This is a genomic window from Spirulina subsalsa CS-330, assembly GCF_028330765.1.
In the GTDB taxonomy this organism is placed as follows: Bacteria; Cyanobacteriota; Cyanobacteriia; order Cyanobacteriales; family Spirulinaceae; genus Spirulina; species Spirulina subsalsa_A.
Map to the genome: position 1 here is coordinate 1 of NZ_JAQMTY010000299.1, position 15,421 is coordinate 15,421.

12 protein-coding genes are annotated in these 15,421 nt (G+C 48.7%); 6 read left to right on the forward strand and 6 right to left on the reverse strand.

The genetic code is table 11. The features are described from left to right. Window positions 1-135 precede the first annotated feature (135 nt). Window positions 136-762, reverse strand: coding sequence for a precorrin-8X methylmutase (locus PN477_RS20440; RefSeq protein ID WP_272122192.1), 627 nt, complete (start codon window positions 760-762; stop codon window positions 136-138). Window positions 763-914: 152 nt separating this feature from the next. Beyond that, entirely contained in the window at window positions 915-1,775 is an 861-nt protein-coding gene (locus tag PN477_RS20445) for a sulfotransferase family protein (protein ID WP_272122194.1), read from the reverse strand. Between the two features lie 245 nt (window positions 1,776-2,020). Here PN477_RS20445 and PN477_RS20450 point away from each other — a divergent pair, with 245 nt between their 5' ends. Beyond that, a complete protein-coding gene (locus PN477_RS20450) occupies window positions 2,021-2,260 on the forward strand; it encodes an NfeD family protein (RefSeq protein WP_084668842.1) in 240 nt (79 codons plus the stop codon). Between the two features lie 15 nt (window positions 2,261-2,275). Here PN477_RS20450 and hpsL read toward each other — a convergent pair whose 3' ends face one another. Next, window positions 2,276-3,973: a hormogonium polysaccharide biosynthesis protein HpsL gene (gene hpsL / locus PN477_RS20455; protein WP_272122197.1), complete on the reverse strand. Its 1,698-nt coding sequence runs from the start codon at window positions 3,971-3,973 to the stop codon at window positions 2,276-2,278. A gap of 105 nt (window positions 3,974-4,078) precedes the next feature. Continuing rightward, window positions 4,079-4,849 carry a PEP-CTERM sorting domain-containing protein gene (locus PN477_RS20460; protein WP_272122199.1) on the reverse strand — a complete coding sequence of 257 codons (771 nt, stop codon included), beginning with the start codon at window positions 4,847-4,849 and terminating at the stop codon, window positions 4,079-4,081. Between the two features lie 286 nt (window positions 4,850-5,135). On the opposite strand from PN477_RS20460, the gene PN477_RS20465 reads away from it, so the two are divergent. The 4 genes from PN477_RS20465 (at window position 5,136) to PN477_RS20480 (ending at window position 12,458) form a co-directional block, all read left to right on the forward strand. After that, window positions 5,136-7,724, forward strand: coding sequence for a GAF domain-containing protein (locus PN477_RS20465; protein WP_272122201.1), 2,589 nt, complete (start codon window positions 5,136-5,138; stop codon window positions 7,722-7,724). A gap of 23 nt (window positions 7,725-7,747) precedes the next feature. Beyond that, window positions 7,748-8,428: a Uma2 family endonuclease gene (locus PN477_RS20470; protein ID WP_272122203.1), complete on the forward strand. Its 681-nt coding sequence runs from the start codon at window positions 7,748-7,750 to the stop codon at window positions 8,426-8,428. A 310-nt stretch (window positions 8,429-8,738) separates the two neighbouring features. Beyond that, window positions 8,739-10,958 carry a DEAD/DEAH box helicase family protein gene (locus PN477_RS20475; protein WP_272122206.1) on the forward strand — a complete coding sequence of 740 codons (2,220 nt, stop codon included), beginning with the start codon at window positions 8,739-8,741 and terminating at the stop codon, window positions 10,956-10,958. A gap of 6 nt (window positions 10,959-10,964) precedes the next feature. Further along, window positions 10,965-12,458, forward strand: a complete 1,494-nt coding sequence (locus PN477_RS20480) for a hypothetical protein (RefSeq protein ID WP_272122207.1) — start codon at window positions 10,965-10,967, stop codon at window positions 12,456-12,458. 120 nt (window positions 12,459-12,578) lie between these two features. Here the strand turns inward: PN477_RS20480 and PN477_RS20485 are convergent, their stop codons facing one another. Together PN477_RS20485 and PN477_RS20490 are read right to left on the reverse strand one after the other, a co-directional pair. Further along, window positions 12,579-13,136, reverse strand: a complete 558-nt coding sequence (locus PN477_RS20485) for a DUF3122 domain-containing protein (protein WP_272122210.1) — start codon at window positions 13,134-13,136, stop codon at window positions 12,579-12,581. An 89-nt stretch (window positions 13,137-13,225) separates the two neighbouring features. Next, window positions 13,226-13,822 (reverse strand): Tll0287-like domain-containing protein, encoded by a 597-nt coding sequence (locus tag PN477_RS20490; RefSeq protein WP_272122212.1) that lies wholly within the window; start codon window positions 13,820-13,822, stop codon window positions 13,226-13,228. A gap of 183 nt (window positions 13,823-14,005) precedes the next feature. On the opposite strand from PN477_RS20490, the gene PN477_RS20495 reads away from it, so the two are divergent. After that, window positions 14,006-15,343 (forward strand): DUF922 domain-containing protein, encoded by a 1,338-nt coding sequence (locus PN477_RS20495; RefSeq protein ID WP_272122215.1) that lies wholly within the window; start codon window positions 14,006-14,008, stop codon window positions 15,341-15,343. Window positions 15,344-15,421: the final 78 nt, after the last annotated feature.

Genomic DNA, 15,421 nt, shown 5'->3' on the forward strand with positions numbered 1-15,421 from the left:
CAGGATAAATCAATGGCGTTAGTCGTTGAGCCTAGCAACCCTCTGCAACTCTCGTTGTTTGAGTGGATAAATGGTCAGGTAACTGGCTGTTCAGAATCCCCCACTATAGCCCGTAGGGTTTAGTGGGGGAGTATGTCAAAGCAAGGCTTGGGCCTCATTCCAGGCCAACGTCAGCAACGCATTAATAATCGCTGCCGCCACAGGTGATCCCCCCTTGCGTCCCTGGGTGTAAATGGAGGAAATCCCCGACTCGATCAACCGTTGTTTTGCCTCCACCACCTGGACAAACCCCACCGGCACACCAATCACCAAAGGCGGCATTTGTCCCGTTTTTGCCACCGCATCACAGAGGGCCAACAATGCCGTTGGTGCATTGCCAATGCCATAAATTCCTTGGGGATGGTCAGCCAAACAGCGCAAAAGTCCGGTTTCTGTGCGAGTTTTGCCCGGCAAGGCCTCACTTGCGAAATCGAGAGCCGTCACAATCGGATTTTGGAAGGTTTGCGCCACTTTACGCAAAATCCCCTGCCGTACCATCGTCACATCCACCACCAAGGGCTGCCCCCCGATTAAGGCTTTAATCCCGGCGGCGATCGCTCCCTCACTCCACCGCACCAACTTCAAAAACTCAAAATCCGCCGTACTATGAATCACCCGCCGCACAATTTCATACTCCGACGCATTCAGATCATGGGGCCCTACTTCGCGATCGATCAGGGCAAAACTTTCATAGACAATCGGATGGTCAAGCAGTATCGTCATCGGGTTCCAGTACCAAAAACAGACAAGGCGGCTTTAGCCCCTTGCTCCTAGAGTAAGCCGAGACCAGGCCGTTACTCCAGAAAACCACAAGCACAGACCAGGCCGCTTCAGCCCCTGGCTCAAAAAGATGAGACAGGATTTCATCATGAGAGTTAAGCAGCGATCGCGCTCAGGTGCTCTAAATCCACCCCCGCGAGTTTTTCCTGAATATAGGCTTGCTCTTCCTCTGAAAACAGGGTAAAAAACTTCGTCGAATTTGCATTTTGAATCTGTTCCGTCACCGCTGGCTCACAGTTTTCATAACGATTTTTCATCAGCGGTTGGGCCGTCACCTTATAATCTTCGAGCATCGTTGGTTCAAAGGGAATCGCTAAAAAGTCACAGAGATCCCGCATCGACTGTTCCGGATTCGCCACCAAAGACTCATACCGCACCAGCGTATGGTTCGGCTTGGCTAAATACTGCTGCGTCACCTGAATATCCGTGAGCCACCGCTGCACACATTGCTCAATCGTACCGTGTTCATAGCCCCACTTTTGCGGATATTTCCGCGCTGCATCATAGAGTGAAGCCACCACATCCGTCCCACTGCGCACCAGATGGATAATTTTCACATCCGGCACATAACGCTCAACATACTTCAAATAATGGAGATGTTTCGGGCTTTTTTCGAGCCAAATGTGATACCCGGATTGGCGGGTAATCCTGTCTAGATCATGAACAAATTTTTCCGCTTGCCAGGCGATAGGAAGGGGATATTTTGACCAACTTGAGGCTAATTCCGGATGTCCCATATCCTCGCAAAACTGAATAATCCAAGGATAAAATTGCCGCGAGGTGAGACCGAACATTAAGCGGCGCGGTTCATAGGTGGGAACGAGATATTGAAAAAACTTTGATTCTGGGATAGAAAAAATATCGGAATGGGCGGCAATTAAGCATTGTAATAACGTGGTTCCCGATCGCCCACAGCCGACGAGAAAAATACGTTGTTTAACAGAGGTAATCGTCATTTAACTTCTGGGATGTAGGTCTATGAATAATAAATGCCTGTTCAAGATGATCTTGATGGGGTGTAATTCGGAATTCAAAATTATTCCTGGATAGTGTGACAGATTAAAAACTGGCCGACTCAAATCACGAAAATCATCGCATTTTCCTGCTTTTCTCCCTCTCTTTTGGAACTTATTGGAGCAATTTTGGTTCTGACAAGATAACGCCATTGGTTTCAGTTCCTCTCATTGCTCAATACTCAGCCATGTTTAACCTTTTTCAAACCACTCAAGGACAATCTCCATTACGTCAACGTCTACAAAATTGGTGTGGAGAAGCGATTGTGGAGCGAGCGATCGCACCTCGCCAACAGGGTCGGGTTAAGTTTCGCGGCAGCTATTGGTTTGCTCAATGTATTGATGGTAGCAGCTTCAATCCTGGCATGATTGTGTATGTAACGGGACGCGAAGAACTCACCTTATTCGTGACGGCTAGCACCCAGTAATGGTGATGGATTGACCTAACTCGAATTATTTCGTAAGCGAGCGCGGGCTGCTTTGTTCTGGCGCAGCAGTTCTTCGGCTTCCCGTGCTTCTGCTTTTAATTTCTCCTGTTCTTGGGCATCAATATTCGGTAAATTAAACATCACCCCAATAAAGAACCAGTAATAAACCGCCACCGGGTCAGTGTCGAGGGGATACCAATAGGGGAAAAAGCTAATAATCAAAATAAAGACCCAAAAACTAGAGGCGAAATTGCGCACGCTGGGGGTTTTGAGCGATCGCGTAATCCGATGGGTCACCCAAGTAATATTACCCGTAAACAGAATGAAGGCGAACAGCCCCGGATACCCCATTTCATAGAGCAATTTCGGGTGAAAGGTTTCCACAAGGGCCGTTTCGCCAAAGATGCGGGTGGAATTGGTTGCTTTGCCCAAACCGCGCCCCAAAAAGCCCCGCTGTTCCTCCGTGGCCCAGCGGAACTGCTCCATGATGAACGCCTGAGGGGGCGAGGCTTCGGCACGGCTTTGGAAACTTTCGATCCGCTCTTGAATTAATTCCGGATTGGAGGCGATCGCCACACTCAGCACCACTGCCAAGCCAATCCCGATCGGCAAAAACCGCTTCACATTCGCCAACTGTCCCGTCAGCACCAACAAAATCACCGTCACCACCGGCACCAACGCCAAGGCAATTCGCTGCCCCGAAATCACCGCATTCACAAACACCAACCCCATTCCCGCTAGCCCCCCCAACCGCCACCACAGCGAGGTATCACAAAACGTCGTCGTGAACGTCAGGGCACTATTGGAAATCAAAAACCACGACCAATGCCACGGCGAGGCAAACGTCCCCGGCAGCCGAATAAAGTTCTGTGATGGACTATAGCCCAGCGATCCCCCTACCAAACATTTCGCCTCGACACTGGCTTTAAACAATGCATCTCCCACCTCATTACGTGTTCCCTCACAACTGCCACTTTCGAGCATTAAATACTGCAACACCCCCAGCCCACAGCAAATCAACGCCAAAATCAAATGCACCCGACAGAGCCACAACAGGCCTTTTTTGTCGCGCACAAAATAGTACGCACAAAAAATCAGCGGGATATAGCCCATCAAGACTTTCAAGCCTAGAACCCCCTGGGCGAGGGGAATCCCTTCTTTACAGAGCATCCCCCGACCGCGCCGGGGCAAACTCGAACACATGGGCAAAATAAACTGCATCGAGCCGTTGACCGCAATTAAGGTCAAGCAAGCACAGAGGGTCAAAATTCCCAGGGTGGCCATGATTTCCGATTTCACGAAAATCGGCTTTTTCTCCTGTTTACATTTCAAAACCAAGGCAATCAACGCTGGGATGAAAAACGCATCTTTGGCCAGGTTAAACAGTGCATTGCCCCCCACCAACTGATAAATCACCGTGCCGCTAAAGGGCATATAAACCAAAAACAGCCATAGGGCGCTGCGGGGATATTGATAGGACCAATACATGACGGGTACGCCTGCCCCCAGGGCCAACCCAATTTTTTCGTTAATCAGGATCAGGGGTAGTCCCACGACGAGGAGAAAGGCGATGCAGACCCCATTAACCTGAATTAATTTTTGGCGGTGTTCTTTGGCTTGCCGTTTTTGGGCGGCCAGTTCTTTGGGGGTAAGGGGGGGAGCGGTGGGGGCGGCGTTTTTTTTGTTGGTTTTGCGGCGCTTGGTTTTAACCATGAAGAGGTGCAGAAATTAGCGGTCGAGACGATGCCCTGGTGAATGAGGGGGAGCGATCGCGCTCCATCTGTTTCCCTAATGATTGTGGCATTTTCCCCCGCCCCGTCACGATTTAGCAGATGGGCGACGCTGACGGAATAGCAGCACCCCCACCGCCATCAGTCCTAACAGGGTGCTGCCTTCGGGGGTTTGTGCCGTGTTTTCGGGGTCGCTGGTGGGCAGACTGTCATCGGTGACCGTAAGGGAGAAGAAACCGATTTGGTCGGGGTTACCGTTGGGAGTGGGGCTTTGGGGAGAGATGCGATCGCGCCCTAACACCGACGCTTCAAACCATTGAAAGTCTGTGAGGGTTACCGTCTCTGTGCCCCAATGTGCGCTCAGGGTTCCGGCTCCACTGGTCACCCCAAAGGGATTATCTAAATTGAACATCATGCCGCTAATGGGAATCACCTCTGGTGGGTTATCCGTGGCGGTGCGGTGCATTAAGCGCATCCCGGTGATGTCGGGCTGAGTTGTATCATCCTCGAAAAATAACCCCAAACCCATCAAAGGAAACCAAGAGGGTTGGTAATTCCAGCCCGGATCGGCCCAAACCTGAAACGCATGGGTTCCGGGGGTGAGGGTGTAGTTTAAGGGGCGATCGCTCCCATCATTTAAAAATTCGGTATCCAATCCCACCGGAGCAACCCACGCATCCCAAAACGGGGTCGCCGCGCTCGTATCCCAAATCCGTTCCCCGGTAATCCCGCCGCCGCCATGGGCTGAAAACACCGATAAACCCGTGAGGCGAACCGCAACAGCGGGAGGTGCGATCGCGCCCCATCCGATCAAACCCGTTGCGATCGTTGCCACTGTAACGCTGTAATCTCCAAACATACCCAATACTCTACTGTGATACTCGTGTAATTACTGTTGACAATCCTGCATGAATGCTTATAGCAACAGTAACATCACAGGTCATCATCCGGGCTGCACAAATTCCCCCACGCCCCAAAATCAGCCTTGAGGGGAGCGATCGTTTATTTCTGGCGGAACGATACTCAAATCCTCACAAATTAGCGCGAGTTTTCCCCCAAAAACACAGACGACTCCCAACATCGTTGTTATGATCAACCACAATAGAGTTTGTCTTTAATGCAAGTTGCAACCTCACAGCTAAACTATGCCATTAACCAATACTGGCAGTATCCTCGCCTCACTCACTCAACTCACCAAGCTGAACCGCACCAGCATCCTCACGGATCGCGTTAAAGACCTCTCGATCAACGAATTCATCTGCCTGCTGGACTTCATCACCGCTGAATTTCAACAGTTCCTGCGGGCCTTGGACATGATCAACAACGAAGCTCTAGAAACCATGCTAGAGCAGGTCATGGATGCCTTTACCCTCAAAATCGGCCAAATCCTCCAAGCCGATCGCACCCTAATTTTCCTCGTGGACAATGAAGCGGGTCAACTGTGGGCCAAACTCGACAACACCGACCAAGCCGATTCACGCCATCTTCGCCTCCCCTTCAATGTGGGCATTCCCGGCCACGTCGCTGCCACCCAAGAAACCCTCAACATCGAAAACGCCACCGATCACCCCCAATTTAGCCCCGAAATCGACATGATTCCGGGCTACACCATTGAAACGATGCTCTGCATGCCGATCATCAGCAGTGCGAATCAAGTGGTGGCCGTGGTGCAGTTGATTAATAAAGTCAATGGTCAAGTGTTCGATGCTGAAGATGAGCAGCGGTTCCGCGACTTTGCCGACTCGATTGGGATTATTCTTGAAACCTGCCAATCCTTCTATCTCGCGGCCCGCAATCAGCGGGGCGCAGCGGCATTGCTGAAAGCCACCTCTAGTTTGGGGCAGAGCTTGGATCTTGATGCCACCCTGAAATCGGTGATGGAGCAAGCCCGCCGCCTGATGAAAGCCGATCGCAGCACCCTGTTTATGCTCAGTCGAGAAACCAACGAACTCTGGAGCAAAGTCGCCACCGCTGACGGTACGGATACCCTGGAAATCCGTATCCCCGCCAATCGAGGCATTGCCGGTTATGTGGCATCCACGGGCCAGATCGTCAATATTCCCGATGCCTACCAAGATTCCCGCTTTGACCCCTCCACCGATCGCCGCACAGGATACTACACCCAAAGTATTCTCTGTATGCCGGTGTTTAATTCTAACGGTGAATTGATCGCGGTGACGCAGTTAATTAATAAAGAAAACGACGGGAGTTTTAGCAGTTCTGATGAAGAGTTTATGCAGGCATTCAATATCCAAGCGGGGATTGCGTTGGAAAATGCCAAACTCTTTGAAACGGTATTGACGGAAAAACAATACCAAAAAGATATGCTCCAAAGTCTGTCGGATGCGGTGATTTCGACGGATTTAGAGGGGCGAATTGTGACGATTAATGATGCGGCGTTAGAACTGCTGGGACTGCTACCGGATCAACTCCATGATGAGAAAATCCGCCCGCTCTGGGAATACAAATTAGTGGGGCGGTTTGCCTGGGATATTTTCCCGATTGATCATCTGCAATTCCGCTTAATTGATAGTTTGCACCAAGGGGCAAAACATTATGTGCCGGAGCAGACGATCAAGGCAGCGATCGCTACCAGTCGCTCCCTCGGTGAACTCAATTCCGTCCTCGCGATTCCCCTCCCCGATCGCCCCGACACCTATGCGCTGTGGAATGATCCCCTCTGTACTCCGGATCAATACATCACCTCCAATTATCCCGACCTCAAGCCCTTTGAACGCAGTGTGAATTTAACGGTTAATCCCCTCACTAACCCGGAAGGTGATGTGCGCGGGGGGTTGGTGATTCTCGAAGACATCAGCAGCGAAAAACGGATGAAATCGACGCTTTACCGTTATATGAATCCCAGTGTGGCGGATCAGGTGATGGCGGCGGGGGATGACTTTTTGATGATTGGGGAACGCAAGGATGTGACGATCCTTTTTTCGGATATTCGCGGCTATACGACCCTGACGGAAAATCTGGAGGCGACGAAGGTGGTGGCGCTGCTGAATAGCTATTTTGAAACGATGGTGGAATCGGTGTTTGACCACGGCGGCACGTTGGATAAATTCATTGGCGATGCGTTGATGGCGGTGTTTGGTGCGCCGCTGCCGTTGCAGGAAAATCATGCGTGGCTGGCGGTGAAGTCCGCCCTCGATATGCGTCACCGTTTGGCGGAATTCAACCGGGAGCGATCGCAGGCTTCCCCCTCTCGCCACAGTCATGAACCCCAAATCCGCTTTGGCATTGGGATCAGTTCGGGGGAAGTGGTGGCGGGAAATATCGGTTCGCGCCAACGGATGGACTATACGGTGATTGGTGATGGGGTGAACCTCAGTTCGCGCTTAGAAAGTCTGACGAAGGAATACGGCTGCGATATTTTGATCAGTGAGTCCACCTATGCGGCCTGTGGGGGGCGCGATCGCCTGATTGTGCGCGAATTAGATGTGACACGGGTGAAGGGCAAGAGCAAGGCTGTGCCGATCTATGAGGTGATTGACTACCGCACGAATTATCTAAATCCTGAGCTTGAGGCGTTTTTAGACCGTTTCCATCGCGGCCGGACTCACTACCTCCGCCGTGATTTTCAAGCGGCGATCGCTTCCTTCCAACAAGCGGCCGAACTCCGCCCCCAGGATCGCCCGGTGAATATGTATCTACATCGGTGCGATCGCTACCTCGAAACCCCACCCCCCGAAGAATGGGACGGCATCCACATCATGCTCACCAAATAATCAGCCCCCTTTCTGTTTTTCCCATGATTTCCCCTCCCATCCTTTCCACCCAGTATCCCGATTCTGATGGCAAGCCCATGGCAGAGAATACGTTGCAATACCAGTGGATTGTGTACCTGGTGGAAAACCTGAAGCAACTCTTTGCTGAACAGACGGCGTTTGTGGCCGGTGATTTGCTGTGGTATCCCGTCCAAGTCCCCCCCGGCCAAACCCCACCCCGGCAAGCCCCGGATGCCATGGTGGTCTTGGGGCGGCCCCAAGGCGATCGCGGCAGTTATAAACAATGGGAAGAAGACGGAATCGCGCCCCAAGTCGTCTTTGAGATCATCTCCCCCAGTAATACCGTTGCTGAGATGGCCACCAAACAAGCCTTCTATGCCCAACATGGGGTGCTGGAGATGTATTTTTATGACCCAGACTCCGAGAATTTTTGGGGACTGGTGCGCAACACTGCCGACGAGGAACCCCGGCTGGTGATGGCCTTAAATCTGCCCTGGACTTCTCCCCTACTCCAGATCCGGTTTGAACAATGGGCCGATGGTCTACGGGTGTTTTATCCCGATGGGGAACCGTTTAAAACCCTGCAAGAGGTGGTTAAGGAGCGCGATCGCGCCCTCGAACGAGAAGCCCAAACCCAACGCCAACTCGATCGCGCCCTCGCGAAGCTAAAAGAACTCGGCATCGAACCCGACACGCTCAATTGATGGCCGCGTCTGCCTGGGTGAGGATGCTTTGCCATTGCTACCTCGAAACGCCACCCCCCGAAGAATGGGACGGCATCCACATCATACTCACGAAATAAGCCCAAAGCCTTACCCCTGAACGGACACAATGATCGCAACGATGGGTAAAGTTAGTTAATATGGAGGGTAACGTTTTGCCTCCGTAGAGGAAATAAGGATGTCGTTGCGGCGTTTGGTGGTGTTGACTAATTTGACTGTGGCGGGCGATCTATGGGAATGGCACAACTGCTATGATTAGCAGTCTAACAACGCTTCAGAGTAATAATATTGTATGAACAGTCCAGAATGGAACCCTAAAAAGCCAGGACAAAAAGTCCGGTTGTGCAGAAATCCTGCTAAACGTGGCGTTACAACAGGGGAAACTAAAAAAGGGGTTCACGGAATTGAAGTTGAAGTGCATCAGTTTCAAAATCAATATGAATACCATTTAAAGAGAGATCTTGAAGTATATGAAAATGAGGAAATTGTTGATACTCTAATTGATTTAGATCGATTTGGCTTACCTCGTAATCTACGTCAAGTTTTGACCCATGAAAAACTAACGGGGCACTTGACGAATTTTTTTTACAGTATGGAACCAGATTCCTCTAAACCTGAACTTGAACTAGAAGAATGTCGCCAGTTTGAAGCAGCAGCTAAGTTTGTGAATCTTCCATCTTTAGTCAAAGGTCTAATGATTGCTAAGGAGGAAGCATTAGAGCAAACCATTAAATCGACATTGTATATATGGAAGGAATTACAAGCAAGGAAAACGGCTCAACGATTGTTGATAATCTGTCCTAAAAATTCAGCAGAAGAGTGGAAAGAGAGCATCAAAAAACTTTTTTTTATTAATGCAAATATTCTGGAAATCAAGGAATTTAAAAAAAAGAAAAAAGAAGAAAAGATTAGCTTTTCTTATATTATAAAGCGTGAGAGCATTCAAAATAAAATTACCGAAAAAAACATACAAGAGTTAATAGCAGATTTGCGGAAAGAAATTTCTCCCACCACAGAATCTTTGCCGTTGTTGGATTTAGTCATTATTGATGAAGCTGACAAATCCTGTATTCCTGAAAAGGGTAGTTATAACAATGTTCGTTTATTATGTAATGAATCTCATCATTTTTTGCTCTTAACACCTCCCTTAAAATCAAAAAATAAAAAAGAAAAAGAAAAAGAAATATTATTGTCGCTATTCAAATTCATAGATCCGAGTGCGTCTGAGAATTTTGAAAAAATGAAAGAGGTAAACGATAAAATCATTCAAGTTCTCGACAAATATCTGAATAATGAACCTGATAATATAAAAAATGTTAAAAAGGCGATCGCAGATGCAGAAAAAACAATCAATGAAGTCATCGAGTCTTTAAAAAACAAATCCCAAGAAATAGATTTACTTAATAGAGCATTCAAAGTGGCACAAGAGAAATTCAATAAAGTCCTCAATCATCAAGAATTTCAAAACGAAACAGCCGTTTCCATGGTGAACAACGGCCATGCTTGTTTCAAGAATAACTTGCAAGATGGGGAGGCAGCCACTACAGCGATAAAAGAATCAGAAAAAACACTAAAGCTCTGCTTACGAATATTGAAAGAGATAGAAAAAGAGATCCAAAAACCTCAATCTGAAAGAGTTGATAAAGAAAAAATTTGCTTAAGCGGCATTTTAGATAGTATCTTGCCACTTGGTAAGTTCACAACTTTTGAATCGTTTTCTTGTCCTAAATATCTCTCTGAATTGGTCAGGTATAGTTATGAACAAAATCACTATCTTTCGGGAGATGAAATTCAGAGGTTTACAGAAGATTATCTAAAAGAGTATACAGACACAGCACCTAAATATACCAAAGCTGCGTTAAAGATAGAACTAGATAGCGATACAAAAGAAAAGCTTGCGTTAAAGATAGAACTAGATAGCGATACAAAAGAAAAGCTAAAGTCTTTTTGTCGTTCACAAAAACCACCTAAATTTATCGAACTATATAGTAAAGAAAGACTTGTGACGTTCGATGCTCAACAGTATTCGAGTATTGAAAATTGCGATTTTATAGATATAAATCATCCACTTTCACGATGGATTTTCACTCAGTACCAAGACAAAGAACCGGATAATCAAAGTCCACCGAAGCCCATTTTATATCCTCTAGCAAAAATCAAAATACCTCCATACGGAAAACATAAAGATGGAGACTATTTTTACATTATTCAGAAATGGGAAATTAATGATTGGAGAACTGAAAAATGTCTTGCTTATAAAGCAACTCACTTAGACGATGGCAATGACCTTCCTGATGATGATGCGGAAAAGCTGATTCATTTTGCTGCATTTGAAGGAAAACCTTGTGAGTTGCCTCCTATACCTAAAGTCAAAGAAGTGTATGAAAAGCTACAGACAGCCTTAACTAAAAGTTTTGAGAGAAAAAAGAAATTATTCTGTATAGATAATAATGCCCAAGAATTCCCAAAAATCTTAGGTGTTGGTATAATTAATATCAGTAGTAAAAACTAGGTGGTTATGAGTAAAGTAAATTTACACTTAGGTATTGACTTTGGTACCAGTTTCACGAAAGTTTGTGTTCGAGATGTTGTTCAGTCTTTTTCCTGGCTCGTGGCTTTTGGGCAAGGGCAATCCTGTGAAGAGAATATGCTATCTTCTCAAATTGGCATCATGTCAAACGGTCAGGTTTTGGCGGGGTTAACTACTGAAGAATGGAAGCAACAAAAAGAAAAAGAGCCAAAGATTAAAAAAATTGACTTTATCAAAATGAGATTGATAGAAGTTCCTATTGATCAAAAGCTAGGTGATAGTGATATCTGTAAATTAGCAGCATATTATCTCAGTCGGGTTATTTGGCGTAGTAAAAGCTGGATTAAAGAAAACAGTGGGGAGTTTTTTGAAGGTGAAGGAGTTGATTGGAGCGCTCAAATCTGTGTGCCAGTTCAGTATTGTGATTCACCCATAATACAGGTGTTTCAAAAGGTATTCGATGTAGCTTGGCTGCTGAGTGAAGATCTAGAACTAGGATCTGGTATTCCACCCTCAGACAATCTTAGCGACTTAACAAGCAAAATCGGATCTTTGGAACCTGCGGTTAAAGCACTTACCTCTTCAAAACGTTCTTGTTCAGCAGTACCAGAAGTCACAGCAGTAATATTTTCATCTGGCAGCAATGTTGGTGAGAATATTACAGCCGTTTTTGATATTGGCAGTGGAACTATTGAAGGAGCAAGTTGCCATAAACGTGCAGATAGTAGTAAGAAAAATACTCTAAAATACTATGCTGCAAAAGTAGAATGGCTTGGGGTTGAAGCTATTGCTGCTGAGGTGGCACAGAACTTGCGAACTGTAACAAATGAAAGCGTCAAGAAAATGTTGTTCCAACATAGTTCTAACCTATCGGAGTCACTTGAACTTGTTGCTCAATCTCTATTACGACCTCTATCTGCCGGGGAATCTGTTATCAGTCAGTATCGTCAGAAAGATGGCGCACTAAAGTTAAGTCAAGAAGCAATTGAGCAACGATTGAGTGAAAAATCAATTTCTAAAGAGGAAGAGAAAGTCTATCTGAAGTTATTGCTTGCTATTGGTAACATTAATCGATTAGTAGGATCAGTGATTGCACAAAAAGTCAAACCAAAAGAGCCAGACTCAGAGGTGTATCGAGCAAGGCTTAATAGTGCAAGCAGCCTCGACATTTTAATCTGTGGTGGTGGCAGCCAAATAGAATTTTATAAAGATGCCATTCTATCTACTTATACGGCATTTAATCACAACAGGACAGTTATACCGAAATATTCCTTAAATTATCTTCCAGTACCCAAGAAAGATGAACTTTCCATGAGTGGTGTAGACAGAAAGTACTATTATCGCTTCAATGTTGCTTATGGTTTATCTGATCCTGACTTGGATAAAATGCTTGAATCCAAACTGCCTAGCCAGCCAAGTGGTGAACATGTTCGGTATTCAAATCCAATGACTGGGCCTTTACCTCTCATGGATGATGACTAAGTAATACTGTGGTAATCCAGAAGCCAGATTTCTTGATTGTTGAATTTTTTTCTCAATTCAGCAACTTTAAGAAGTCTGGCTTTCTATTAAATGCGAGTAAATTGAGACCGCCTGCCGAGGTTAACTAATGGCCGAGTCTGCCTGTTCGAGGATGCTTTGCCATTCTTGGATGAGGCGGGGGGGGATTTTGAGGATAAATAGACTTTCGGCTTGGGTGGGGACAGAGAGGAGACAGGGGACGGCGGGGTTAAGGTCGGGGATGACGCTGGTGATGTCGTACTGGGCGACGTTGTCGGGAATTTCGCTCGGATCGCGCTTAATTTTGGTCGAGACGTTGGGGAGGGTGAAGCGTTTGCCGAGGGAGGTTTCGAGGATGAGGGGTTGCTCGTGATCGAGGGAGGTGAGGTCAGGAAAGCCAACGATCCGTAGGAGTATGGGATCGCGGTGGTCGCCGTAGGTGTGGGTGAAGGCGATCGCTTGCCAGGTTTGCCGATTCAGGTCGCGGACGCTGGCTTTGGAGCGATAGAGCATCCGACCGGGGGCATCGATGTGAGTATACAGATCCGCATGGGCGGGGGCGCTGAACCCAAAGCTGATGCAACAGAGGAGGAGAGCGATCGCGAGCCAGCGACTGATCTGCCGTAGCTTGACCTTAATTTGAGGGGTGGGGTTCATCATGATCCGTCAGAGGTGAGGTGAAGGAATGGGGCGATCGCGCCCCAATGTACCAGAATTCGATCCATTCAAAAATAGATCCCATGGATTGATTAATTCGACATCTCCGCTAAAGCCGCCTTCGCATCGGGCACAAAGACCGCATACATCCCGCGTAGATCACCGGCTTGGAAATCGTAGGCGAGGTCTTGGGGATAGTTGTTCTTGACGAAATCCGGGCGGCTGGCTTTCGCGCCGTGGCAGGCGAGACAGGTGGCTTCAACGTTGATGCGGCGATAGTAGCGGGTTCCGGGTTCGCCGTTGATGGTTTCGGTTTGGACGAAGCTAATCAAATCGGGGTGGGTCTCGAAGGTGGTCAGGGCAGCGCGGGCGGTGTCGGTGTCGGGGGCGTGGGCGGGGTTGCGGTAACGGCTGGCGATTTGTTTGACTTGCCAGGGGTGGGTTTCATTGAGTTGCTTGGCACGCATCCCAACGGGTTTGCACACTTCTTTAAAGGTTTCGACGGTGGGGGGTTCGGTGCGGTCTTCGAGGGTGGAGGCGAGTTGCGATCGCATCTGGTCTAACTGTTCAATTTCCTGCACTACTTGGCCGAGTTCAGCGGGGGCTGGGGTTGCCCAAGCGGGGGCGGTGAATCCCAGGCTGAGGAGGAGGATAAGGCTAAAGCGCAGGAAAATGCGTTGAATAATCATGAGAAGTACGCCGATGTTTCAGTTTATTAATTATATAGCTAATCAAGAATATAAATGGTATGCGGTTCACATTAATTCAAAACAACCCCGTTAAAATTAAGTGAGGGATCGTTAATCGATCGCGCCACATCCCTAGGCATCGAGGCGCGATCGCACTCCTGAACTCTTGCCCTTGAACTTGCTATGACCCTCACCCCTGGTCTGAACGCCCTGAAACAGAAGGATTATCCAACGGCGATCGCGGTGCTGATCCAATACTGTGATCGTCACCCCGACCCCCAGGCCGTGGACTACTACAAAGCCCAAATTGGTCTGTGCCAAGCCTATCGCGCCACGGGCAAGATTCAACAGGCCCTAGACTGCTGCACCCGACTGCAAACCAGCCCCTATCCGAAAGTGCAACAGTGGGCGGCTCAACAACGCCAAACCCTGCACCGCCCCAAACCGGAACAGGCCTTGCTCGCCACCCTTCAACAGGCGATGGATCAAGGGGATTACACCACCGTGATCACCCGCCTCGCCAAGACGCATTTTCCCCCCTCCTCCACGGCGACAACACTAAAATGTTTGCTGATCGAAGCCTATCAACAGAACGGCCAGCGGGAGGAAGCGATCGCCCATTGCCAAGCCCTCCTCACCGACCCCGATCCAAAGCTGCAACAGTGGGCACACCACACCCTAGACCGTCTCACCGCCACATCAGCCGCACCACGTCCAAACAAGGGGTGGCGGTGGCTGGGTTGGGTGGCGGTTTTGGGGGTGGTGGTGGGCGGGGCGGGGCGATGGTTGCCGATGGGGATGCCGGTGACAGGATGGTCTGCGGACGTTGCTTCGCCCCCACCCATGACGGTGGATCTGCCGACGCAATCGGATTGGCAACTGAGTCAATCGGCCCAGCAGTATACTCTGGCGTTTTCGCCGGCGGTGCGCAGCGAAATTATTCGCCAGAGCCAACAGGGACGCAATGCCAACGCGCCCCAGGTCAACGAGGAAAATACCTATTACGAAATCTACGGGCAGACGGCGGCGGATCTGATCCAGGAAATTCCGCTGCGAAGTCCGCGCATGGATCACTACAGCGGCAAAACCGCGATCGCCACAGCAGCCCTCAAACCCAGTTGGAAATATGAATTTGTGCGGGTGGGGGCGAATTTTTGTGCGATCGCCACCGTGGAAACGATCGCGGATGTGGTCTATACCTTCCCGAAATGGGTGGACTACGACCAAGCCGATCGCCGCTTGCAACAACGCTGGGACATCTTTTTAAACGCCGTCACGCGCCATGAGCATCGACATCGCGATATCTTAATCGAGGCCTTGGTGCAAGTAGAACCCGCGATCTTAGCCCTAGAACCCCAGCCCACTTGTGAGCAAGCCGTGACCCAAGCGAACGCCGTGATGCATACCTTAATTAACCAATCCAACGAAAAACAGCGCCACTTTGATGCCACAGATGATCACCCGGATTACTATGCGCTACGGAGCTTGATGGTAGAAGAATGGCGCGATCGCCTCCCTTAACCCATCGATCGGCCAGGATTCGCTGCGAATCTTCTGGTGAAATGTTGGGGCCGACACCGCGAAAATTTCGGGTTTTTG